Origin of the sequence: Pandoraea pneumonica, assembly GCF_902459645.1 — a bacterium.
GTDB lineage: Bacteria > Pseudomonadota > Gammaproteobacteria > Burkholderiales > Burkholderiaceae > Pandoraea > Pandoraea pneumonica.
Map to the genome: position 1 here is coordinate 561,352 of NZ_CABPSK010000003.1, position 20,377 is coordinate 581,728.

18 protein-coding genes, 1 tRNA gene and 1 pseudogene are annotated in these 20,377 nt (G+C 61.9%); 14 read left to right on the plus strand and 6 right to left on the minus strand.

From position 1 onward, the window contains the following. The first annotated feature begins 144 nt into the window (after positions 1 to 144). Positions 145 to 579, plus strand: a complete 435-nt coding sequence (locus PPN31114_RS18105; protein ID WP_150680874.1) for a GFA family protein — start codon at positions 145 to 147, stop codon at positions 577 to 579. 37 nt (positions 580 to 616) lie between these two features. Here PPN31114_RS18105 and PPN31114_RS18110 read toward each other — a convergent pair whose 3' ends face one another. Further along, on the minus strand, positions 617 to 1,153 hold the full coding sequence (locus PPN31114_RS18110; RefSeq protein ID WP_150680875.1) for a glyoxalase superfamily protein: 537 nt from the start codon (positions 1,151 to 1,153) through the stop codon (positions 617 to 619). A 343-nt stretch (positions 1,154 to 1,496) separates the two neighbouring features. On the opposite strand from PPN31114_RS18110, the gene zapE reads away from it, so the two are divergent. Beyond that, positions 1,497 to 2,552, plus strand: coding sequence for a cell division protein ZapE (gene zapE, locus PPN31114_RS18115; RefSeq protein WP_150680876.1), 1,056 nt, complete (start codon positions 1,497 to 1,499; stop codon positions 2,550 to 2,552). 24 nt (positions 2,553 to 2,576) lie between these two features. Here zapE and PPN31114_RS18120 read toward each other — a convergent pair whose 3' ends face one another. Next, positions 2,577 to 3,467 carry a LysR family transcriptional regulator gene (locus tag PPN31114_RS18120; RefSeq protein WP_150680877.1) on the minus strand — a complete coding sequence of 297 codons (891 nt, stop codon included), beginning with the start codon at positions 3,465 to 3,467 and terminating at the stop codon, positions 2,577 to 2,579. A gap of 104 nt (positions 3,468 to 3,571) precedes the next feature. Here PPN31114_RS18120 and PPN31114_RS18125 point away from each other — a divergent pair, with 104 nt between their 5' ends. The 4 genes from PPN31114_RS18125 to PPN31114_RS18140 all read left to right on the plus strand — a co-directional run bounded on the left by PPN31114_RS18125 (position 3,572) and on the right by PPN31114_RS18140 (position 6,715). Continuing rightward, entirely contained in the window at positions 3,572 to 4,348 is a 777-nt protein-coding gene (locus tag PPN31114_RS18125) for an NAD(P)H-dependent oxidoreductase (protein ID WP_150680878.1), read from the plus strand. Between the two features lie 101 nt (positions 4,349 to 4,449). After that, positions 4,450 to 5,076, plus strand: a complete 627-nt coding sequence (locus PPN31114_RS18130; protein ID WP_150680879.1) for a LysE family translocator — start codon at positions 4,450 to 4,452, stop codon at positions 5,074 to 5,076. A gap of 203 nt (positions 5,077 to 5,279) precedes the next feature. Further along, complete coding sequence (locus PPN31114_RS18135) at positions 5,280 to 5,921, plus strand: hypothetical protein (protein WP_150680880.1); 642 nt, start codon at positions 5,280 to 5,282, stop codon at positions 5,919 to 5,921. A 35-nt stretch (positions 5,922 to 5,956) separates the two neighbouring features. After that, a complete protein-coding gene (locus PPN31114_RS18140) occupies positions 5,957 to 6,715 on the plus strand; it encodes a 3D domain-containing protein (protein WP_150680881.1) in 759 nt (252 codons plus the stop codon). A 27-nt stretch (positions 6,716 to 6,742) separates the two neighbouring features. On the opposite strand, the gene PPN31114_RS18145 is transcribed toward PPN31114_RS18140, so the two are convergent. Next, entirely contained in the window at positions 6,743 to 8,227 is a 1,485-nt protein-coding gene (locus PPN31114_RS18145) for an MmgE/PrpD family protein (protein ID WP_150680882.1), read from the minus strand. Between the two features lie 118 nt (positions 8,228 to 8,345). On the opposite strand from PPN31114_RS18145, the gene PPN31114_RS18150 reads away from it, so the two are divergent. After that, positions 8,346 to 9,251: a LysR family transcriptional regulator gene (locus PPN31114_RS18150; protein ID WP_150680883.1), complete on the plus strand. Its 906-nt coding sequence runs from the start codon at positions 8,346 to 8,348 to the stop codon at positions 9,249 to 9,251. An 18-nt stretch (positions 9,252 to 9,269) separates the two neighbouring features. Here PPN31114_RS18150 and PPN31114_RS18155 read toward each other — a convergent pair whose 3' ends face one another. Continuing rightward, complete coding sequence (locus PPN31114_RS18155; RefSeq protein ID WP_150680884.1) at positions 9,270 to 10,898, minus strand: metallophosphoesterase; 1,629 nt, start codon at positions 10,896 to 10,898, stop codon at positions 9,270 to 9,272. Between the two features lie 416 nt (positions 10,899 to 11,314). Between PPN31114_RS18155 and PPN31114_RS18160 the strand changes: the two genes are divergently transcribed. The 4 genes and pseudogenes from PPN31114_RS18160 (at position 11,315) to PPN31114_RS18175 (ending at position 15,714) form a co-directional block, all read left to right on the plus strand. Then, a complete protein-coding gene (locus PPN31114_RS18160) occupies positions 11,315 to 11,968 on the plus strand; it encodes a PsiF family protein (protein WP_150680885.1) in 654 nt (217 codons plus the stop codon). A gap of 260 nt (positions 11,969 to 12,228) precedes the next feature. Next, positions 12,229 to 13,638: pseudogene (locus PPN31114_RS18165) on the plus strand (sensor histidine kinase). Further along, complete coding sequence (locus tag PPN31114_RS18170) at positions 13,635 to 14,327, plus strand: response regulator (RefSeq protein WP_150680886.1); 693 nt, start codon at positions 13,635 to 13,637, stop codon at positions 14,325 to 14,327. Before PPN31114_RS18165 ends, PPN31114_RS18170 begins: the two are co-directional and overlap by 4 nt. Before the next feature lie 253 nt (positions 14,328 to 14,580). Further along, positions 14,581 to 15,714: a porin gene (locus PPN31114_RS18175; RefSeq protein ID WP_174988183.1), complete on the plus strand. Its 1,134-nt coding sequence runs from the start codon at positions 14,581 to 14,583 to the stop codon at positions 15,712 to 15,714. Positions 15,715 to 15,873: 159 nt separating this feature from the next. Here PPN31114_RS18175 and PPN31114_RS18180 read toward each other — a convergent pair whose 3' ends face one another. Together PPN31114_RS18180 and PPN31114_RS18185 are read right to left on the minus strand one after the other, a co-directional pair. Continuing rightward, complete coding sequence (locus tag PPN31114_RS18180) at positions 15,874 to 16,557, minus strand: hypothetical protein (RefSeq protein WP_150680888.1); 684 nt, start codon at positions 16,555 to 16,557, stop codon at positions 15,874 to 15,876. Positions 16,558 to 16,691: 134 nt separating this feature from the next. Continuing rightward, positions 16,692 to 17,483: a hypothetical protein gene (locus PPN31114_RS18185; protein ID WP_150680889.1), complete on the minus strand. Its 792-nt coding sequence runs from the start codon at positions 17,481 to 17,483 to the stop codon at positions 16,692 to 16,694. A gap of 621 nt (positions 17,484 to 18,104) precedes the next feature. Here PPN31114_RS18185 and PPN31114_RS18190 point away from each other — a divergent pair. From PPN31114_RS18190 to PPN31114_RS18200, 3 genes are all read left to right on the plus strand, one after another. Further along, positions 18,105 to 19,058 (plus strand): hypothetical protein, encoded by a 954-nt coding sequence (locus PPN31114_RS18190; protein ID WP_150680890.1) that lies wholly within the window; start codon positions 18,105 to 18,107, stop codon positions 19,056 to 19,058. A 92-nt stretch (positions 19,059 to 19,150) separates the two neighbouring features. After that, a tRNA-Gly gene (locus PPN31114_RS18195) sits at positions 19,151 to 19,224 on the plus strand. A gap of 113 nt (positions 19,225 to 19,337) precedes the next feature. Next, positions 19,338 to 20,372 (plus strand): RNA methyltransferase, encoded by a 1,035-nt coding sequence (locus PPN31114_RS18200; RefSeq protein WP_150680891.1) that lies wholly within the window; start codon positions 19,338 to 19,340, stop codon positions 20,370 to 20,372. Positions 20,373 to 20,377 lie beyond the last annotated feature (5 nt).

The following is a 20,377-nucleotide window of genomic DNA, read 5'->3' on the forward strand; positions in this document are numbered from 1 at the left end:
GTGCCTCGCATAGGCGGCGAAGCCTGCGATTTTCGGTAGGCGTCGCCAAGCGCCGGGTGCCGTATGCTCAAGCCTTCGCGCTTCGGGCGCACTCAATATGGCCACGGAACGTCGACAACATGACGCCGGGCCAGAACGGTTTCAATGAATTCAGCAACCCATACGTTGTCTGTGACCTGCCAGTGTGGCGGCGTCACGATGCATCTGCACGGCGCACCCGCCGCCCGCGCCAACTGTCACTGCAACGCCTGCCGAGATTTTTACGGCGCGCCAGTGCTGGCCGCGACGGCGTGGTCGCCCGAGCAAGTGGGTGTCGATGGTGCGACGCAGGTTTTCGCGCATCCGTCGCGCAGCCTCACGCGCCGCTTCTGCCCGCAATGCGGCGAGACGATGCACGGCACCAACCGGCTCGACATGTGTGTTGTGCCGAACGCGCTGCTCGCGCGGGCGCACGACGGCAAGCTGCCTGCCGAACTGCAACCGACGATGCATCTGTTTTATCGCCACCGTGTGCTCGACGTGCGCGACGCCCTGCCGAAGTATCTCGACGGCTGGGACGGCCCTGTACACGACGAATGACCGCGACGGCAGCACCGACGCGGTCATTGGCATTGGCTTAGTCTTTGGATTCGCAGAACCGAATGCGGTTATTGAACGGGTCGGTGACCGTCATTTGATTGCCCCAGTCGAGCTCCTCGATGCCGGGGTTCATATTCGGGTACCGCTTGCCGGAGAGTTCTTGCTGATAGGCCATGACGCCGTGCATAAACACGAAGGTCGTGGCACCGGGGCTCGCGTCGCCGAAGTGACCGGAGAGATGCAGCGTCATGCCCGCGCGCGAGACCTGACAGTAGAGCGGCATGCCGTCGGCAAAGCGGTGTTCCCAGTCGAGCCGGAAGCCGAGAAAGTCGAGATAGAACTCACGCGCTTTCGCTTCGTCGAAAATCCGGTGAATCGGTGCGACGGTGTTGAAGACAATGCCGTCGGCGCCCGAGGCAGATGCCAGTTTCGCGGCGAGCACGTTCCAGTCCGCAAAGCCGAATTGTGCGGCGACGGATTCTAGTGCCTGAGCGTGGGAGATATCGATGCCCTCGCGTGCCAAACGTTCGCGCAGGGACTTCGCCATGATCTTGGCGTCGAGATAAGTTCGCATGTTAGCCATCCTTGATAGCGTTCTACGGCGACGGATGCGTTCAGTGCTCGCGTTGCTGATGCGTGTCGCCAATGGAACGGGACGGACATGCGAATTGCGATGCTTTCACCGTGCCCGGGTTGCGGGTGCGAGCGGCAGGCAACATCAGCCTTGCCGGCGATTCTAGCAGCATCGCTCTCACCAACGGAAGTCCCCAAGCGATGCCGAAATGCGATGACCTGCGCGCGAATTCCAGATTGGCCGTAGCCGCGGCAGGCCGGTATAGTGGCGCTCGTTATCACCGTCCCCCGTCACCCTCCTCTCCCCTGAGGGGCCGGTTGCCGTATTGCGGAGCCTTATTCTCATGATCGACGCCGCGCGCGTTACGCAAGCGCTGGCTGAGCGCCACGTTTCTCCCGATGTCCGCCAGCGCGAGGCCATTGCCGCCCTCACCGCGCTAGGCACGTCAATCGCCAGCCATGCTGGCAGCACGTTCGACGGCGTGTATTGCTACGGCTTGCCCGGACGCGGCAAAAGCCTCGTCGTCGATATGGCATTTAGTGTCGCCGCGTGCGAAAAGCGCCGCGTCCATTTCCACGAATTCCTGCGCGATATCCATCGCCAGCTCGTGCGCGAACCGAAGTGCGACGACCGGCTGGCTGCGGTGGCCAATCGTTGGTTATCTGGCGTCGAGTTGCTTTGCTTCGATGAATTCCATGTGCACGACATTGCCGACGCTTTTCTCATCGGCCGTTTTCTCGACATTGCGCTCGCCCGAGGCGTGAAGCTGGTGCTGACGTCGAACTATGCGCCGCAGAACCTGTTGCCCGATCCGGAATTTCATGAACGGTTCGAGCCGACGATTGCCGTCATTCTCCAGCGCTTTGCCATCGTGCATTTCGATGGGGCGACCGACTATCGGATGGGGGGCGAGGCGGCAACGATCCCCCGCTGGTTGGCACCGCTCGATGTGGCGGCGGCGATGCTGCCGCAACACTTCGCCACGTTGGAAGGCGCGCCAGCGGGTGACGCCGCTGAAGTCTCGCTGGCGGGACGCCCGCTTGCCGCGCGCAGCGCAGGCGAGCGTGTGCTGTGGGCCAATTTCGACGATCTGTGCGTCGCGCATCGCTCACACCTCGACTATCTCGCGCTGGCGGAGCATTGGCAGGCGTTGATCGTCGACGCGCTGCACGTCGAACAATTGCGACGCCCCGACACGTTGCAGCGTTTTCTCTGGCTGGTGGATATTTGCTACGACCGGCAGCGCACGCTGCTCATTGCGTCGGATGCGCCGCTGATTCCAGCACTCGATGCGATGCGCGACTGGCGCGATCTCTCGCGCACGATCAGCCGGCTGGCCGAGATGGGTTCGCTCGATTACGAGCAGCGCACGATTGCCCCGCTTACTCGACCTCGCTGATTGTTCTCGACAAAGCCTCGTGCGCTACACCGCGTTCGCGATTCGCTCTCGCAGCCATTGATGTGCCGGGTCGCGATGCACGCGCTCGTGCCACAGCATCGAGATTTCGAATCCGGGGACATCGATAGGTGCCGTCACGATTTGCAGGGCCGGATCGTTGCGCACTAGCCGCTCGGGGGCCATCGCCACGAGATCGGACGCGGCCACTGCGGCGCGCGCGATCAGAAAGTGCGGCACCGACAGTACGACCCGGCGCGCATGTCCCAACCCCGCCAGCACCTCGTCGGTGCCCGCCTGAAACCCACCGCTCTGCGACACCATCACGTGCTCAAGTTCGCAAAACTGTTTGAGTGTGGGACGGCGGCGCAACTTAGGGTGCTCGCGGCGCCCCACGAGCACGTAGCGCTCGGTGAACAGCGTGCGGCGGCGCAGCCCTTCCGGTGAGCCGTCCGTCGTGTGAAACGCGAGATCGATGTCGCCCTGTTCCGCCTGCTTCGTCATCAGGGCTGGCGCCATCTCGACTAGGGCAAGCCGCGTATTCGGTGCGACTGCGCGCAAGTCGCCAAGCATCGGCAGCACCACCGTCGACTCGGTGTAGTCGGTGGCGGCGATGCGCCATGTTCGATCGGCGCTCGCAGGATCAAACGGATCTGCGGGGGCAACGGCCTTCGAGAGCGCCGCCAACGCTTCGCGAAGCGGCGCGCGTAACGCTTCCGCGCGCGCGGTCGGACGCATACCGCGCGGCCCCGGCAACAGCAGCGGGTCGCCCAGCAGATCGCGCAACTTCGCCAGATGCACACTCACGGCCGGTTGCGAGAAGTGCAGCCGCTGCGCCGCACGTGTCACGTTTTGCTCGGCCAGAAGCACGTCGAGCGTGACGAGCAGGTTCAGATCGAGGCTTCGCAAATTATCCATGGTTATACCTGCAATATTGGCAATTCATTTCCAATATACCTGCTAGCCGCCTAAGCTGCCTTCATTCCCTGAACGAATTGATGAATTGGTAATGGAGGTTGGTCATGAATGTCCTGATTGTCTACGCGCACCCCGAACCGCGCTCACTGAACGGCGCGCTGCGCGACTTCGCTGTGCAACGCCTCGAAGCGGCTGGACACCACGTGCAGGTTTCGGATTTGTACGCGATGCAGTGGAAAGCCGCAGTCGATGGGGACGACTCGCTCGTGCACGAAGCCAGCACGCCGTTCAACCCGTCGCTCGCGTCGAAGCACGCTTTTGAGAACGGTCAACAGCGTGCCGATATTGCGCGTGAACAAGACAAGCTGCGCTGGGCCGACACGGTGATTCTGCAATTCCCGCTGTGGTGGTTCTCGATGCCCGCCATCATGAAAGGCTGGATCGATCGCGTTTATGCCTATGGGTTCGCCTATGGCGTCGGCGAGCATTCGGACGCACGCTGGGGCCTGCGTTATGGCGAAGGTTCGATGGCAGGCAAGCGGGCGATGCTCGTGGTGACGACTGGCGGCTGGGACTCGCATTACAGTCCGCGCGGCATCAACGGCCCGATTGACGACATCCTTTTCCCGATTCAGCACGGCATGCTGTTCTACCCAGGGTTCGACGTGCTGCCGCCGCATGTGATCTATCGCGCCGGCCGTATGGATGACGCCAGGTTCGAGCAGACTACGCGTGAACTGGGTGAGCGTCTCGACACGCTGGCGACGACGCCGCCGATTCCGTTCCGTCGCCAGAACTACGGGCAGTACGAGATTCCGGCACTCACGCTCAAGGACGATGTGGCCCCGGGCAAGCGCGGATTTGCCGCCCATATCGGCTGAATTGGCTGAATCTCCAAGGCTGGCGGGCGGTCCGCCGGCCGCTTGCCGACGCCGGGGTTATCTGCAAGACTGGCACCCGATCCCCTTTCCGGTGCCTCGCCATGCAACTCTCCACGCTTGCGATTTACGCCACCGCCGCGCTGATCGGCGGCCTGATTCCCGGCCCGACCACGCTACTGGCGTTGGCCAACGGCGTTTCCGGTAACTGGCGAGTGGTGCTGGTAGGGATGGCTGGCGCGGCGCTTTCCGACCTCGCGATCGTTGCGGCCGTCGGTGCTGGCCTTGGCGCCCTGCTCATGGCATCGGCGACGCTCTTCGCCACGGTGAAATGGGTGGGTGTGCTCTATCTCGTGTGGCTGGCGGTGCAGTTGTGGCGCAGTCATCCGAAGGATTTGAGTCAGGTGCGCATCAAGGCCGATCTCAGCGCCCGCCGCGTCTTCCTGCGCAGCTTCGGCGTGACGCTCACCAATCCGAAGATTCTGCTGTTCCTGTCGGCGTTTCTGCCGCAGTTCGTCAACACGTCTGAGGCACTGGTGCCGCAGTACGCCACGCTGGCGGTGGTCTTCGCACTGGTCGATATCGTGGTGATGACGCTTTACGCGACCGGTGGCGTGCAAGCCGCACGCCTGATGACGGCACGTGGCCTGAAGCGCCTGAACCGCGTATGCGCTGTGGTGATGTTCTCGTTGGCGGGCGGGCTGGCGTTGTACCGAAAATCGGGGAATTGACACCTCCGGCACCGCCTGGACGCGGCCCTCCACGGCCATCGTCCATTTGAAGGATTCCCAACCTTTTTCGTTTCCCCTATTTTCTGACGCAGCCGTTCGTTTTAGAAAATCAAGCCCCAGCCTGACGCCGTCGACCGATCGCGGGCATGGGTCAAAAATAATGACGATGCTGTACCGGCGCCCAGCGCCGCAGGGGAAACGTTATGAATCGGTATTCGGCCATCACCGCCATCAGTGCGGTGGCCATCGCCTTGCTGCCCACGCAGGCCCTCGCGGCTGACACTTGTACTTCCGAGGCGTCGCTGTTGAACACAGGGGTTAGCACCCCGCAGCTCAAGCCGTTGTTTGCCCCCTCAAAGCCCGATACGGCATTGGTCAGTGAGCTTCAGATCAAGCCCGAGCAACTGAACGAACTAGAAACCACGCTCACGACCTATCAGGTCATCGATGGCGTAAAGCTGGAGGCCGTCGTAGGTCAGGCGACCGGTAGCAGCGACCAATTCCTGACGATCTACTCGTTCAAGCAATACCGCTCCGACGGCGGGAAGAAATACGGCGTGTCGATCGAGATGCGAATTCGTTACAAATCCAAGTCGGGTTCGATCTCGCTCTCCAATCTGTTCGGTTTCCTCTCGGCGTCGGGTAATGCCAGCAAGTTCGACGGCAGCATCAGTTTGTCGGTCCACGGTATCGGCAACGCGAAAACGGCGGCCTTATTGCCGATGCCATCGAAACTGGATGAAAGCGCGGCAGCCATGTATTTCGGCTACATGGGCACACTCAAAAGCCTGATCACGGATCAAGGCACGCAGATCATCCCGGTAATTCTCTCCGAGTGCACTTAAGCACCCCGGCCAATCGACTTGCATAAGGACGCACGATGACGCTTCGCTATCTGGCGGCTGTCACGCTACTCATTTCGCCTGCGCTGACCTTTGCAGGCACCGCGCAGCAATCCGACTTCGATCTGCCTGCACCGGCGGCCATCACGACGCCTAAGCAGCTTTGGGCAACGCACTACTACGTTCATGTCGCGGCAAGCGCGCCGACGGGCATCCCTTACCGCGATGCGGCGGGCAACGCGCTGTCGGACAACATTTCCCCGAAGGACTGGTGTCTGGGCGCCATTGAGGGGACCGTGCAGGTGACTCTGGGGACGGAGAAGCGAACACTGAATTACGACGGCAAGGGTGCCCAACAGGTCGATTGCAAGGCAACGCTCAACGCCAACGTCAAGAAAACGCCGTGGATCACCAGCACGGGCAAAAGCTATTTCAAACTCGCGAAGGGGCCGTTTGGCGACGGCGTGAACGACTTTCAATTGGTGCCACTTCGCACCATTGCGGTGGATAAGAGCGCCATTCCGTATGGGTCAGTCATCTATGTCCCAGCGGCGCGAGGTGCGACGTTCGAGATCGATGGCCAGAAACTCCAGCACGACGGCTACTTCTTCGCCGGGGACACGGGAGGCGCCATCAAGGGCAATCACGTTGACGTGTTCTGCGGTGCCACCACGGCCAACTGCCTGCCGGGCATTATCACGAGCAACGACAAGCGCACGTTCGATGCCATCGTCGTCACAGACGCGAGCATCGTGAGCCGCTTGCGCGCGTTGCACGAAGGCAAGTCCACGCCGTAATCGCGTCGCGGTCTTGCCTCCCCGACGTCACGCCTTGATTGCGCCCAGCGAAGCGATATCCGCCGCGTTATCCAACTTCTCGACGTGCCAGCACGCATCGATCAAACGATGCGCCTGTGCGTCGGGCAGGATACCGTTCACCAGATCGAGGAATTTGGTTTCGAGTTGCTTGTCGGTCATCGGCACTTCCAGGCTGCCGATGGCGTGCTCGATGAACTTGTGCAGCTTGCGGCCGTCCTTGAGCGTGATGGTCATGTCGACCTGTTCCGGCTTGATCGACGGCACGATGGTCGCCGTCACACGATCGCGCAAAGCGATCACGGCCGGGTCTTGCACCGCGCGGTCGCTGTACTGACGCTCGCCCGCTGCGCCTTCGATGATGGCGACCGCCACCGAGTGATACACGCTGAACTTGCCCTCAAGCCCGATGCGCGGCGTCTTCTTACCGGTCAGTTCGATGACGAGCGGATTGACCTTCAACTCGATGCCCGCGATCTGATCGGCCGTCAGCTTGTACTCGTTGCGCAACTGAATCGCCGCATCGATCGCCGGGTGAATCACGATGCCGCACGCGAACGGCTTGTAAGTGTTGAGCGCCGCCTCGTAGCGCTGCCCCAGCCCTTCGGTGATTTCGCGATAGTCCTGCTTAGTGCTGATCGCATTCGCCCAGCCGCGCTTCGCTTCGATCATGCCGTCCGAACTCGTGAAATCTTTCGCCGCGAGCAGCGCTGCAAACAGCCCGTTGCTCGCCGCGCGCCCCGGGTTGAAGCTCTTGTTCATCGAGCCGAACGACTCACGCAACCCCACCGGCTGCGACGCCGCCAAGCCCAGCGCCCAGACCATCTGCTGCTCGCTCAGCCCCAGCACTTTGCCCGCCGCTGCTGCGGCACCGAACACGCCTGCCGTGCCCGTAATTTGCCAGCCCACATCGTAGTGATTCGGATAGACGGCGTTGCCGATGCGGCATTCGGTTTCCACGCCGAGCACCAAGGCGTTCAGAAAATCGCGGCCGGAGATCGGGTGATATTCCGACAGCGCGAGCAATGCTGACGTGACCGGACCCGCCGGGTGAATGATGGTCTTCAGATGGGTGTCGTCGTAATCGAAGATATGGCTGGCGACGCCATTGAGGAACGCGGCATTCATGATGTCGAAGCGTTCTGTGCGGCCGAGCAGATGCGCTTGCGCAGGCCCGGAGAACGGCGTGAGTGCGGCGACTGCACGATCGACGGTCTCGTGACGCGAGCCGCCCACGGCGACGCCGATCCAGTTCAACAGCGTGCGCGTGCCTTCCTTGCGCACCTTCGCGGGCAGGTCTTCATAGCGCGCGGTGACGATGTATCGCGCCAGCGTGCGCGTCACGCCCTGCCCCGCAGTGCCCGCGTCGCTGCTGGCGGCCGACGCCGCTGCCGGAGCAGGTGCGGCCATGCTGCGCTGCATGAGCCCTTGCGCCGCAGCGATGGAAACCACGGCACCCGCCTTCAGGGCCGCGCGGCGATTGATCGTGTTCATGTGTCTTTCCTCCATGTGTGTCTTGTTGGTGCACCCTGCGATGGGGCGGTCTTCGATCATGCGCGATATCCCGACGCATTAGAATCGCAAAAATCACAACCATTAGTGCACCGTACGCATGAATCTAGAACTGAGCGATCTGCGCGCCTTCGTGGCGATTGCCGAGCGGGGAAGCTTCCGTGCGGCGGCCGAGGAAATTCATTTGTCGCAATCGGCGCTGTCGCGACGTATCGCCAAGATGGAGAGCACGCTCGGCGTACGCCTGCTTGAGCGCACGACGCGCCGCGTCGATTTGACGGTGTTCGGGCGCGATTTCGCCCGTAAGGCGCGCGACCTACTGAACGAGTTCGAAGACAGCCTGCGAGGCCTGACCGATGGCGCGACGCGCATGGGCGGCGAAGTGACGCTGGCCTGCGTGCCGTCTGCGGTGCGTCACTTCCTGCCGGAAGTACTTCGCCGGTATCACGAGACTTATCCGCGCGTATTGATTCGCGTGAGCGACACGGGCGCGAGCGATGTGCTGTCGAGTGTGGTGCGCGCGGAGGCGGACTTCGGTCTGAATTATCTGGGCGCGCAGGAAGAGAACATCGAGTTCCAGCCGATTCTCAACGAGCCGTTCGTGCTGGCGTGTCGGCACGATCATCCGCTCGCTGCACGCAAACGCGTGAAGTGGTCGGAGCTGAAGGAGCACGAGTATTTGGCGGTAGCGAAGGCCAGCGGCAATCGGTTTGTTCTCGATCTGGCGCTTGCGGAGACGCCCGACTTGCCGCGCTCGTTTTGCGAGGTTCGGCATGTCATGAGCGTCGTGAGTCTGGTGGAAGCGGGGCTCGGCATCGCCGCCGTGCCGCGTTTGGCGATGCCGCCCGGCGACCACCCCACGCTCAGAAGCGTGCCGTTGGTGGATCCCCCGGTCACGCGCACGATGGGGCTGATTCGCCGCCGGGGGTTGGTGCTATCGAGCGCCGCGCAGCATCTTTACGACACGATTCTGGCGTTCGCCGAGCGGCCGGGTAAAAAGCGTTAAGCGAGCGCTAAGCAAGCATTAGGCGCGACCGGTGCCATCTCGGCGCGGGCGGCGCAGCGTGAAGTGTTCGAACGGCGCAATTTGCCCGTCTATGCCCACCACGTCGTAGTAGGTCACACGAATCTCGGTCATGTCGCCGGGGCGGCGTCCCGGGTCGACATCGAACGAGGCGAAGCCATAGGCGCGTGCGGCGTTGCGCACGGCTGACCACGGGGCGTCTTCCTTCACGTAAATCGGTGGGCGTTTGCCGGTCTTGGCATCGCGCTCGCCCACGCCCGTGATGACGCGGCAGCAAGGCGGGTTGAACAGCAACTGATTGGACGGCGCAGACGTGCCCCCGCCACCGATCACCATGTGCACGGTGCCTTGCGTGGTGTCGATGACTTCGGTGCCCATTGCGACAGGAATCGGCGTGAGCGTGCCGTTGGCTTGCTGGCCGCGGATGGGATGCGAGCGCTCGTAATGGTGCTCGTGACCGCAGACGACGAGATCTACGCCGTATTTGTCGAAGAGCGGCAGCCATTCCTCTCGGATCCCCAGATCGGCGCCGTTGAATTTATCGGCGGTCGAGATCGCGACCTGGTGCATGCAGACGATCAGCCAGTCGATCGATCGGTCGGCGCGGGCGGCGGCCAGCTCTTTTTCGAGCCATGCCTTTTGCGCGCCGTTGGAATAGCCGCGCACGTAGGTGTCACCGGCGTCCTGATAGCAGACGTCGTCGTTGGCAATGGCGATCACTCGCACTGCGCCTGCGGTGAAGGCGTACCAGAGGCCACGCGTCACGTCGGTCTGGCCGTCTGCGGGCGGCAGCGAGAAATAAGTCTGGTAGGCCTGATAGCCGATCGGCCCGTTGCCGAGTTCGTTTTCGTGATTGCCCGGCGACGGCATCCACGGACGATTGCGTGCGCTGCGGGTGTTGTTGTTCCAGAAGTCCCACCACGTGCGCACGCGATCTTGCGAGAGGTTGGCGTAGCAGAGGTCGCCGTTGAACAGATGGAACAGCGGACGCAAGCGTTCGACGCCGAGCACGGTGTCGCCAGCGACGGGGGAACCGAGGTTATCGTTCACGTAGGTCGGCGGCAGCGTGACGCCTTCGGGCGGCGTGAAGAGCTTGCCGAGGGTCGGCGTGCCCTGATCGCCGAAGCTGGTGAAGCGCAGCGGCTGACGACCGCGCGGTGCAGTACGGAAAGTGCCGAATTGCGGTTCTGCACCGTCGTGCAGCGCGGCGTAGAGATAAGCGGAGTCGGAGGCGAGACCGGTGATCTTCGCGTGATAGGCGTAGACGGTTTGCTTCGATTTGCCGTCGACATAGCGGACTTCGTCGGCGGCGACCGTCTTCTCGAGTCGCCCGTCGGGTCGGCCGAGGATGGCGCGCGGGTGCTTGACCGGTTGGAGTGAATGCCAAGACACGACGATATCGCGCGAAGCATCGGCACCGAACTGGAGATGCAGGCCTGCGACCGGGGGCGTTGCGACGGGATCGATTGGGGTGGCCGCGTGTGCCGATGCCAGCGGCGTGGCGGTGCCCTTGCCTGCTGCCTCAGCGCTAAGCGGCGCGATCAATCCAACGGCACCGATGCCCGCGGCGGCCAACAACCGACGGCGTGCGAGATCGGGGTTGACGTCGTTTTTGTCCAGAGCAGTCATCTCGGAGACCCACCAGCTTTGAAGGGACTCCCACTTTAAGGACGTTGTGTGACAGCCGATGGATTACGCGGCGGAAATACAGCCCACTGTGATTTGTCTCAGTTTCCCCAAATCCGGTCGGCGGGTATCTTTGAATCAACTCGCGGAATCAACCAACCCGCGAGACCGATGAAACCCAAGACTGGAGGTGTGACATGCCCTGGATGGCAATTCTCGACGGAATGGTGACGGTGGGTACGTGGGCTAGCCGGGCCGCACCGGTGGCAAAGTTCTTCTCGGATGTGGCGAGCCTGTTCATGTAAGACCTAGCGCGTGGGGCAGACACATGTCCTTCATATCGTGGATGCGCAGCGGATCTCCCCGTGGCACCATGCGCACATCTCGGAGGCACACAAACCAAATATCAGGGGGAGAGGATGCGACGACATTCACTGATCGGCATGCTGACATGGGGCGTCCTGTTCGTCGCGGCTGACGCGGCCGCTCAGGCGCCTACGGCGAACCAACTGCGCATGAAGCAATGTGCCGACTTGGCGGGTTCACGCCAAGGCAGCGACCGCACGGCTTTCATGCGGGCGTGTATCACGAGCGATTCGCCACCGTCGGCGCCTGCTGACGCGCAGACCCAAGGCAATCTGACGGCATCGGGCTTTTCGGGAACCGCAGATGGCTTCGAGTTTTCCGTGGACGGATCGCAGGCGGTCGGCGTCGGAGGGCCGTGCGTAAGTGCGGGCATCAAACGATTTACGTTCACCGTCGTGCCGAGCTTCGTGCAGTGGCAACGCGGCACGTTCCGCACTCAGTACGTGTTGACCGGCCATGGGGAGCTGCCTCAGAACTCCGGCCCGCCGCTTGACGTGCTGTACACCTTCGACGCGAATTTCGACTGGGCAGGTCAACTGGCGGCAGTTGCGCAACAGCGCCGTCGCCTGTCGGACGGCGGCGCGCCCATTGAATGCCTTGCGCGCAGCCACAGCAAATACGTCGAAGCCGCCGAGAACTGGATGCGAATCAACAAATCGATGATTCAAAAACAGTGGGGCGCGCAAATCAAGGAAATGACCCACTAACTCCCTCCCCCTAACCCGCTAATACGGGCGGGACGGGGGACGCGCTCGTTTCACCCTGCGGCACCGCGCCAAGCCGTCTCCTGTGTGATGCAGATACGCAACAAAAAGGGAAACCCCTTAGTCCTTTTCCCGCCCAGATGAAAGCTGGTCGAAGGATTGCGCTCCGTAAAATCGCCGAAAAGATACCGCTGCCCCCCCTCCCTTCGTTGGGGAGCACAGCGGCACATTCGGAGACAATCATGCGACCCGGCATTCCTTTAATGCGGTGGCCCCTGCGCGCCGTGCCCCCGCGTGACCTAAGCCTGCGGCATCGACTGCTGTGGTGGTTGCTGCTTCCCTTAGCCGTCTTCACCGTGATCTCGGGCGCCATGTCATACGACGCCGCCCGGCAGACCGCTGCGTTGGTCGAAGACGGGGCGTTGCTCGCCTCGGTGCGCACCATCGGCGAGGACATCGATTGGGACGACGGCGTCGTGAATGCGACGGTACCGCCAGCAGCGCTCGAAATCTTCGAATCGCCCGAGCAGGACCACGTGTTCTACAAGGTGACGGATCAACGCAACCGGCTTCTGGCCGGTAATCCGGACCTCGCGCCGCCCCCGGTGCGGCCAGCGCATCCGCTTTACTACGACACCACGCTCGCCGGCCAACGGATTCGCGCGGTTGCCTATGAGCGCCAGCTCTACGACGCCGGGGCCACGACCGTGGTGACGGTCATCGTCGGCAAGACGCGAGCCTCGCGAGACGCCATGGTCTAGCGCCTGTGGCAGCCGCAGTTGCTCCGCCAGGTCATCATGCTTCTACTTGCCGCGCTGTTCGTCCATCTGGGGCTCACCTTCGAATTGCGCCCGCTCATGACGCTCAAGGACGAAGTGGCTAACCGCGAGCCCACGCATCTCGTCCCGATTCGCGTGGATCGCCTGCACGCCGAACTCAGACCGATCGTCGATGCCATCAATCAATGCATCGCTCAATTGAATCTGTACGCCGCAACACAACGGCAATTCATCGCCGACGCCGCGCACCAGCTACGCACGCCGCTGGCCGTACTCGATGCGCAGATTCAGTTCGCCCGCCGCTGCGAGAGTCCCGATCCCAAACTGGCCGACACGCTGGGTTGCATGCAACGCAGCAGTCACCGAATGGCCGCGCTCACCAGCAAGTTGCTGTTGCTCGCACAAGCCGAATCCACGGCATCCGGCAGCCTGCAAGACAAGGTCGATGTCGCTGGCGTCGTCTCCGATACGCTCGGCGACATGCTGCTGCTCGCCGAACAACGCGACATCGACCTCGGTGCCGATCTCGCCCCCGACACGCATGTGGCCGGGAACGCAAGTTTGCTCTCGGCGCTGGTGGCGAATCTCGTCGATAACGCAATCCGCTACACACAGGGCGGCGGACGGGTGACCGCCAGTTGCCGGCGCGAGCACGACGACGTCGTCGTGCAAGTCGCCGACAGCGGCCCCGGCATCCCGGCCGAAGCCCGTGCGCGCATCTTTCAGCGCTTCTATCGTGGTGTCACGCAAGCCGAGGGCACCGGACTCGGCATGGCGATCGTGCGCGAAATTGCCCAGTCCCACGGCGGCACCGTAGAGCTTGGGCAGGGCGCGCAAGGCACCGGGCTATTGGTGACAGTCAGACTGCGGGCGTGGCCGGGGGGTGTCGCATGAAGCTGCTGCTCGTTGAAGACAACGCCGAGCTTGCCCACTGGGTCATCACGCTGCTGCGCGACGAGCACTTTGCCGTCGATTGCGCCGAACACGGTGAAGCAGCGGAAGTGATGCTCACCACGCAACTCTACGATGCGGTACTGCTCGATATGCGCTTGCCCGGCATGAGTGGCAAGGAGGTATTGGCTCGCCTGCGACGCCGATGCGACAACGTGCCGGTACTGATGCTGACCGCGCACGGCTCGACGGACGACAAGGTCAGTTGCCTCAACGCGGGCGCTGACGACTACGTGGTCAAACCCTTCGACGCCCGTGAACTAGTGGCGCGCATCCGGGCGTTGATCCGACGGCAATCGAGCAACCGGTCGGGCGAGATGCGCTGTGGCGACCTGCAATACCTGTTCGGTGCGCGTGAATTCCGCCATAACGGCACACCCATCGCCCTACGGCGTCGCGAGCATGCCTTGCTTGAAGCCTTGATGTTCCGGCAGGACAAGGCGGTCTCGAAAGTCCTGTTGATGGAAAGCGTTTTCTCGCACGACGACGAACCGAGTGTCGACGCAATCGATCTTTACGTCCATCGTCTGCGCAAGCACCTAGCGCCCTCCACGGCGCGCATCCTGACCCTGCGCGGCTTCGGCTACGTGCTGCGCGAGCATGTCATGGCCGACGCCATCCTTGCGCCATAAGAGCGAATCGGCCGACGCGTCGCGGCAGATTGGCCGCGACGCGATTCCCCCCGCAGCAGGCCTGCGCGGCCGTGAATCCGCATTTCCCCTGAGTTGTCTTCACCGGCCGTGAAAGGATGGTGAAGGATTGCCCTCACTACGATGGACATCGATGGTTTCGCCCTGAATTCGAGTGACTTCGCGAGAGGCACCACCCGGCAAACCATCGACATGGCGACACATAAAACCCATCCATTGAGAGAGGTACGAGGAGATGCGCTTGAAGAACCCCACCCTGGCACTTGCTGCCGCGGCTGTTTCCCTGTGCGCGGGCCACGCCCAAGCCCAGTCGAACGTGACGCTTTATGGCTTGATCGACATGAGCGTGCCGACCTATCAAAGCAACGCTGGCCCCAACGGCGCGAAATCGTTCGGCATGGGGTTTGGCGGTGAACCCTGGTTTAGCGGCTCGCGCTGGGGCCTGAAAGGTGCCGAGGATATTGGCGGCGGCAACCACATCATCTTCCGGTTAGAGAGCGAGTTCGTGGCCGCCAACGGCGAGATGGAAGATCCGGGTCAGATTTTCGACCGCGACGCCTGGGTCGGGATCGAGAACGATACCTTCGGCAAGTTGACCATCGGCTTTCAGAACACCATCGCCCGCGACGCATCGACCATCTACGGCGATCCGTACGGCAGCGCCAAGTTGACCACCGAAGAGGGCGGCTGGACGAACGCCAACAACTTCAAGCAGTTGATCTTTTACGCTGCCAGTGCGACCGGCACGCGATACAACAACGGCGTCGCGTGGAAGAAGCTGTTCAACAACGGGTTGTTCATGAGCGCCGGATACGCGTTCGGCAACACCACGAATTTTGCGGTCGGCTCGAACTATCAGGTGGCGCTCGGCTATAACGGCGGTCCGTTCAACGTGTCCGGCTTCTACAGCCACGCGAATCGTGCCGGTTTCACGAATCAGTCGTACTCGGTGGGCGGCAACTATACGTGGGACATCTTCCGGGTGAACGCGGGCTACTTCCACTACACGGGTGATCAAGGGGCCCTCGGGCAGCGCCGCGACAACGCCTGGACAGTCTCGTTCAAGCTCGCGCCAAAAGGCCGCTTCGACTACGAACTCGGCTATCAGCAAATGCACACCAGCAACGCTGCCTATAACGCCGATGGCTTCGTGCCGAACGCCAATAGCGGCGCCTTCAGCATGACGTCTGGCGTGGGCAGCGGCTATAAGGAAACCCTTTACGCGTCGGTGTTCTACCACCTCTCGAAACGCACTGAGGTCTACGTCGCCGCCGACTATATGAAGCTGCACAGTGGCTATACGGTGGCTGGCACCAACGGCGCGAATAATCAGGTTGAGGCGACAGCCGGTATCCGAACCCGCTTCTGATGGATTTCTGATGTGCTGTGCGCGCGCTCGTGACGTGCGCTTGCCCCTTGCGCCCCACCCTGTCGAGTCGTTGATTCAGGGGTGGGCGCTATTGTCTTCTGCGATTGCAGCGCATCGAACGTTTTTGCACTTCGACTTCGGGGGCCAGCGTGTAAGCGCTCAATTCGAACCCGCCTTCGCGCGGTCCGACTGCGCGATGCGCAGCGCCCTGAGCTGGATATCAAGGGCTCGTGCCAGTTGTTCCTGCTCGACACGCACTTGTGCCAGCCGCTTTTCGATGTCGTCCTGCTTGCTCTGCGGTGTGGACACGGGTTGCGCTTGCGCGATGGGCGCATCGTTGAGCACCACCAACCCGAGATTGCCTTCCTTGGTATTGGCGAGCCCTTCCGAATTTAGCGTCGGGCGCCCGGCCCGCTCCCATTCGTCTTGTGTCATCGGGCACTGCACCCCCGTCACTGCCAACGCATAGCGGTTCTCGGCGATGGTGCACAACACGGCGACCGATGCTTTCACCTGCCCCATGCTGCGCAGTTCTCGTGCGTTCTTGAGCGTCTCGCAATGATGGTCCGTCCACGTGGTGCCAATGGAAAAACCGAACATCGTGCCCGAGCCGCCGACGCTGGTCGATCCCATGCAGGTATCGGTCGATGTTGTCAGTGCAGGGCCCACAGCGGTGGATGCCGAGAAGCGTGTGTCGGTGTTGTAAATCGCGTGTGAATCCATATTGAGCGAGCCGCCGGTCGCTCCCGATGAAGCGGTACCGCTGCCCATGCCGGTCATCGATTGCCCGAGCGCCGAGAACGCAAGCGTGACGAGACCGATGAAGAGCGCAATCTTCTTCATGATGTTTCCCCTCAATGTGTTTTGTGTGTGCTCTCGTGTGGCGGGCGAGGTGCCGATGATGCGAGTGACACCTGCCCGCTCTTGCACGTCATGCGTTGTCGACGCGGTGTTGTCGACGTTCGCCAACCGACAACTTAGTGGGTCGGCGTAGGCAGTTGGACGACCGACAGCGGCGACGTGTTGTCGGCCTTGACCGTCACACCAAACGACGCATTGCTGCTCGCCGTGTTATGCAGCGTGTTGGTGAAACCCGACGACTCGTTGTAGGTAGCGCCCGCGCCGATCTGGTTCACGTTCGGGATGTTGGCGAGATTGATGTTCGCGCTCGTGAGCGCGGCAAGCCCGGTCGCGGCGATGTTATCGACACTTGCACTGCCGCCTGCGCTCGTGGTGTTCGTCACCGAGAATCCGTTGTACTGCGGCCCGGTGTAGGCGACGTCTTGTTGAATGCTGCTGTAGAAATTCGCGCCGCTCGCCGACGCGTTCGAGTTGGCTTCGTTACTACCAGCCTGCGCGTAATTGGATGTGCCGGACGTGGCGCTACCGGTACCGGTGCCATGTGCGCTCGGAAACGCGAGCGTGCCATTTGCCGTCGAGCTTGTCGTGCCCTGTGCGATGGCACCGCCACTGCCGCCGCCCACCGATGCGTTGAATGCCAGTGCCGAGCCTGACGTTTGCGTCGTTCCCACGAGATTCATCTGCGTGCTGGCGTAGGTGTTCGTCGTCGTACCGGGTTGCAGCGTGAACGACGACATCTGCGTGGCGCTAGCACCGGTGTACGACTGCCCGGGCGCCACGGAGGCGGCAGAACCGGAAACACTGGTGGTGTTGCTAAGAATGCCGGTGCCCGAAGCGCTCGGTACTTGGGCATGTGCGACGCCAATCGACGCGAACAGAGCGAGCAGGGTCAATGAGACTTTTTTCATGGTGTGGCTTCTCCAATTTTGGTTCTGTGATTGAGCTTCAAAGCACTGGAGATATGGCCACTGAGCACGTGCGAACGATGCGTCGCCTCGTGTGTGATCATCCCCCCGAGACGACCTGATCACTGGTGAACGCGTTATGGTTGCGTCCGATCCAGCTTGCCGTTCGTCTACAGAGAGGCTCAGCAACTTGTATGCCAATCACGAATCGGGATTGAAAAACGTCATCAGGGTTTAGACCGAGAGACACGCGGCTTCGCCATGTCTGTCTTCAGTTGATCGAGACGATTGAATGTGAATAATTCGATCGGTGTGCGCAACGTTCGAAGGACTGCGAAGCGGCGCGAGTCGATCAAAGCGTTACGAAGGGCGAATACGTAACGTAACGAGATGGGGACGCCTTGGAACATCGGCGAAACGGCGCGTTACTGGGTGCTTCAGAGATGTTGCGCGCGCGTAATGCGCCACCTTGGAAGTGCGGTCAATACTGCATTTGAGGGATAAGCGGAAAAGAAAGCATTTGAATGATCGAGGGATCGACGGACTTCCTTCAATTGAATGATGTCTTTGCGAAATCAGCCTCCTAGAATCCGCAAACAAGTGAATTCGACGTTGGGGATTCGTGTGAAGAAGAACCTTTCGCAACGGCTTCAAATCGCCGCGATCGCAAGCATTGCCGTCATGCTGACGGGCTGCGGACTGCCCGGACCCACACACAAGAGCAACGCCCAGATCGCGTTGGATAACCGCCCCGATTGCAGCGTATTCGGTGTTTGGGAACATTACACGTGGTCGGGCGAATGCCAGGGCGGTCTGGCCAGCGGGCAAGGCACGCTGCTCGGTTACGCTGGCTCGACGCTGATGCTGCGCTACGTTGGCGAGATGAAGGCCGGTCTTCGCGACGGCTGGGGCGAAATGTGGATCAACGGCGACAAGATTCACGGCGGCCCCACCACACGATCAGGACGCTTCGCGCGCGGGGGTCTTGTGACTGGCGCCGAAACGAACAACTACAGCGTTAGGAACTACACGAACGGCGAGAACTCGAGCACGACGTATACCTCCGAAAAAAGTGAGTCGTCTTCGGGGGTCGGCTCGATGACAGCAGGCCTACTAGGCGCAGTCGCGCTGGGCGCGGCGGCCGGTGGCGGTAAGAACGCAGCGCAGTTGCAAGCCATGGGCTCCGCACTACAGGGCACAGCATCTGCCAGTCCACCGATACGTTCGACATCGGCAGGCACGAACAACGGGGCATCGAGTGCAGACACCAGCCCACCGGTCAACGGCTGCGCGCACCTGACGCCGGTATTGAAGCCTGCGTACAACGACGCCGATATGTTCATCGAGAACACCTGCTCGTATCCGATTGTCGTTGTCGTATGCAATGTTGCTGCGACATCGCAGTCCTGCACGCACCAGTACTCGCAAGTCAAACCTAACGCCAGATATGGGCTGGGGGGCGGGTTTGCGCCGAAGACCACGTATGCGTCCTTCAGTTGCAAGGCGCCGTACTACCCCAACGTCCGACTCGCGGGCGGCGTGTTGTCGGGTGGATGCACCAGTGTCCCGGCTTATTAGCGGCTGCCGGAGCGTCCTCCCGAAATCGTCCCCCGCTTTGGAAACACGCAGATTGCCAAAAACCCCCGACCCCGCTTAGAATGTCGATCTTCGCGGGCGTCGTATAATGGTAATACCCTAGCTTCCCAAGCTAGAGCCGTGGGTTCGATTCCCATCGCCCGCTCCAACACCCTCTCTGCTATTTTTCCCCTAGATTGCTCCGCCACTGACGTCGCACCGACGCCTTGAGCCTCTGTCCGTCCGGCCGGTCCGTATCTGGTGGAGTAAAATCCGCTTCCCATGCGCTTCTCTGACTTCGACCAACGCCTCGCCGCACTCGGCGCTCAACCTGTCCATCGCGGGCGGGTGGCTCGCGTCTGGCTGAACGGTCAGGCACTCGATACGGGTACGCGGCGACGAAGCTCAGAACACTTCCTGCCGCTCGCGCTGCGAAACGCCCTTCCCGCGTTGACCGCAGAACTCGACGGCCTTGCCCGCGTCCGCTCGGAACACACCGGCAGCGACGGCTCGCGCCTGCTCGTCGAACTCGCCGACGGGCAAATGGTGGAAAGCGTACTGCTGCCGCGCGACGGACTCTGCGTCTCCACTCAAGTCGGTTGCGCCGTCGGCTGCCGCTTCTGCATGACCGGCAAGAGCGGCCTGATCCGCCAGATTTCGAGCATGGAAATCCTCGCCCAAGTCGTGCTGGCCCGCCGTTTGCGCGCAGTGAAGAAAGTCGTGTTCATGGGCATGGGCGAACCCGCCCATAACCTCGACAACGTCCTCGAAGCCATCGACCTGCTAGGCACTGAAGGCAATATCGGCCACAAGAACCTCGTGTTCTCCACCGTGGGCGACCAGCGTGTGTTCGACGCCCTGCCCCGGCAACGTATCAAACCTGCGCTTGCACTCTCGCTTCACACGACCAAAGCAGACCTGCGCGCCCACCTGCTGCCGCGCGCGCCGAAGATTGCGCCGGATGCCCTGATCGAACTCGGCGAAAAATACGCCCGCGATACCGGCTACCCCATCCAATACCAGTGGACGCTGCTCAAAGGCATCAACGACGGCGACGATGAACTCGACGCCGTCGTGCGTTTGCTCAAGGGGAAATACGGCGTGCTCAACGTCATCCCCTTCAATAGCCTTGAAGGCGACGACTACCAGCGCCCCGATCGCGAACGCATCCGCGAGATCGTCCGCTATCTGCACAGCCGCGGTGTGCTGACCAAAGTGAGAGACAGCGCTGGCCAAGACGTCGACGGCGGTTGCGGACAGTTGCGCGCCCGCGCCATCGGCGAGACGAAAGTGATTGAACTGCGCCGCACGCAGTAAGCACG

Excerpts from the sequence above, each read along its gene's own strand:
- PPN31114_RS18105 (WP_150680874.1), top strand. The coding sequence starts at position 145 with ATGAATTCAGCAACCCATACGTTGTCTGTGACCTGCCAGTGTGGCGGC.
- PPN31114_RS18110 (WP_150680875.1), bottom strand. The coding sequence starts at position 1,153 with ATGCGAACTTATCTCGACGCCAAGATCATGGCGAAGTCCCTGCGCGAA.
- zapE (WP_150680876.1), top strand. The coding sequence starts at position 1,497 with ATGATCGACGCCGCGCGCGTTACGCAAGCGCTGGCTGAGCGCCACGTT.
- PPN31114_RS18120 (WP_150680877.1), bottom strand. The coding sequence starts at position 3,467 with ATGGATAATTTGCGAAGCCTCGATCTGAACCTGCTCGTCACGCTCGAC.
- PPN31114_RS18125 (WP_150680878.1), top strand. The coding sequence starts at position 3,572 with ATGAATGTCCTGATTGTCTACGCGCACCCCGAACCGCGCTCACTGAAC.
- PPN31114_RS18130 (WP_150680879.1), top strand. The coding sequence starts at position 4,450 with ATGCAACTCTCCACGCTTGCGATTTACGCCACCGCCGCGCTGATCGGC.
- PPN31114_RS18135 (WP_150680880.1), top strand. The coding sequence starts at position 5,280 with ATGAATCGGTATTCGGCCATCACCGCCATCAGTGCGGTGGCCATCGCC.
- PPN31114_RS18140 (WP_150680881.1), top strand. The coding sequence starts at position 5,957 with ATGACGCTTCGCTATCTGGCGGCTGTCACGCTACTCATTTCGCCTGCG.
- PPN31114_RS18145 (WP_150680882.1), bottom strand. The coding sequence starts at position 8,227 with ATGAACACGATCAATCGCCGCGCGGCCCTGAAGGCGGGTGCCGTGGTT.
- PPN31114_RS18150 (WP_150680883.1), top strand. The coding sequence starts at position 8,346 with ATGAATCTAGAACTGAGCGATCTGCGCGCCTTCGTGGCGATTGCCGAG.
- PPN31114_RS18155 (WP_150680884.1), bottom strand. The coding sequence starts at position 10,898 with ATGACTGCTCTGGACAAAAACGACGTCAACCCCGATCTCGCACGCCGT.
- PPN31114_RS18160 (WP_150680885.1), top strand. The coding sequence starts at position 11,315 with ATGCGACGACATTCACTGATCGGCATGCTGACATGGGGCGTCCTGTTC.
- PPN31114_RS18170 (WP_150680886.1), top strand. The coding sequence starts at position 13,635 with ATGAAGCTGCTGCTCGTTGAAGACAACGCCGAGCTTGCCCACTGGGTC.
- PPN31114_RS18175 (WP_174988183.1), top strand. The coding sequence starts at position 14,581 with ATGCGCTTGAAGAACCCCACCCTGGCACTTGCTGCCGCGGCTGTTTCC.
- PPN31114_RS18180 (WP_150680888.1), bottom strand. The coding sequence starts at position 16,557 with ATGAAGAAGATTGCGCTCTTCATCGGTCTCGTCACGCTTGCGTTCTCG.
- PPN31114_RS18185 (WP_150680889.1), bottom strand. The coding sequence starts at position 17,483 with ATGAAAAAAGTCTCATTGACCCTGCTCGCTCTGTTCGCGTCGATTGGC.
- PPN31114_RS18200 (WP_150680891.1), top strand. The coding sequence starts at position 19,338 with ATGCGCTTCTCTGACTTCGACCAACGCCTCGCCGCACTCGGCGCTCAA.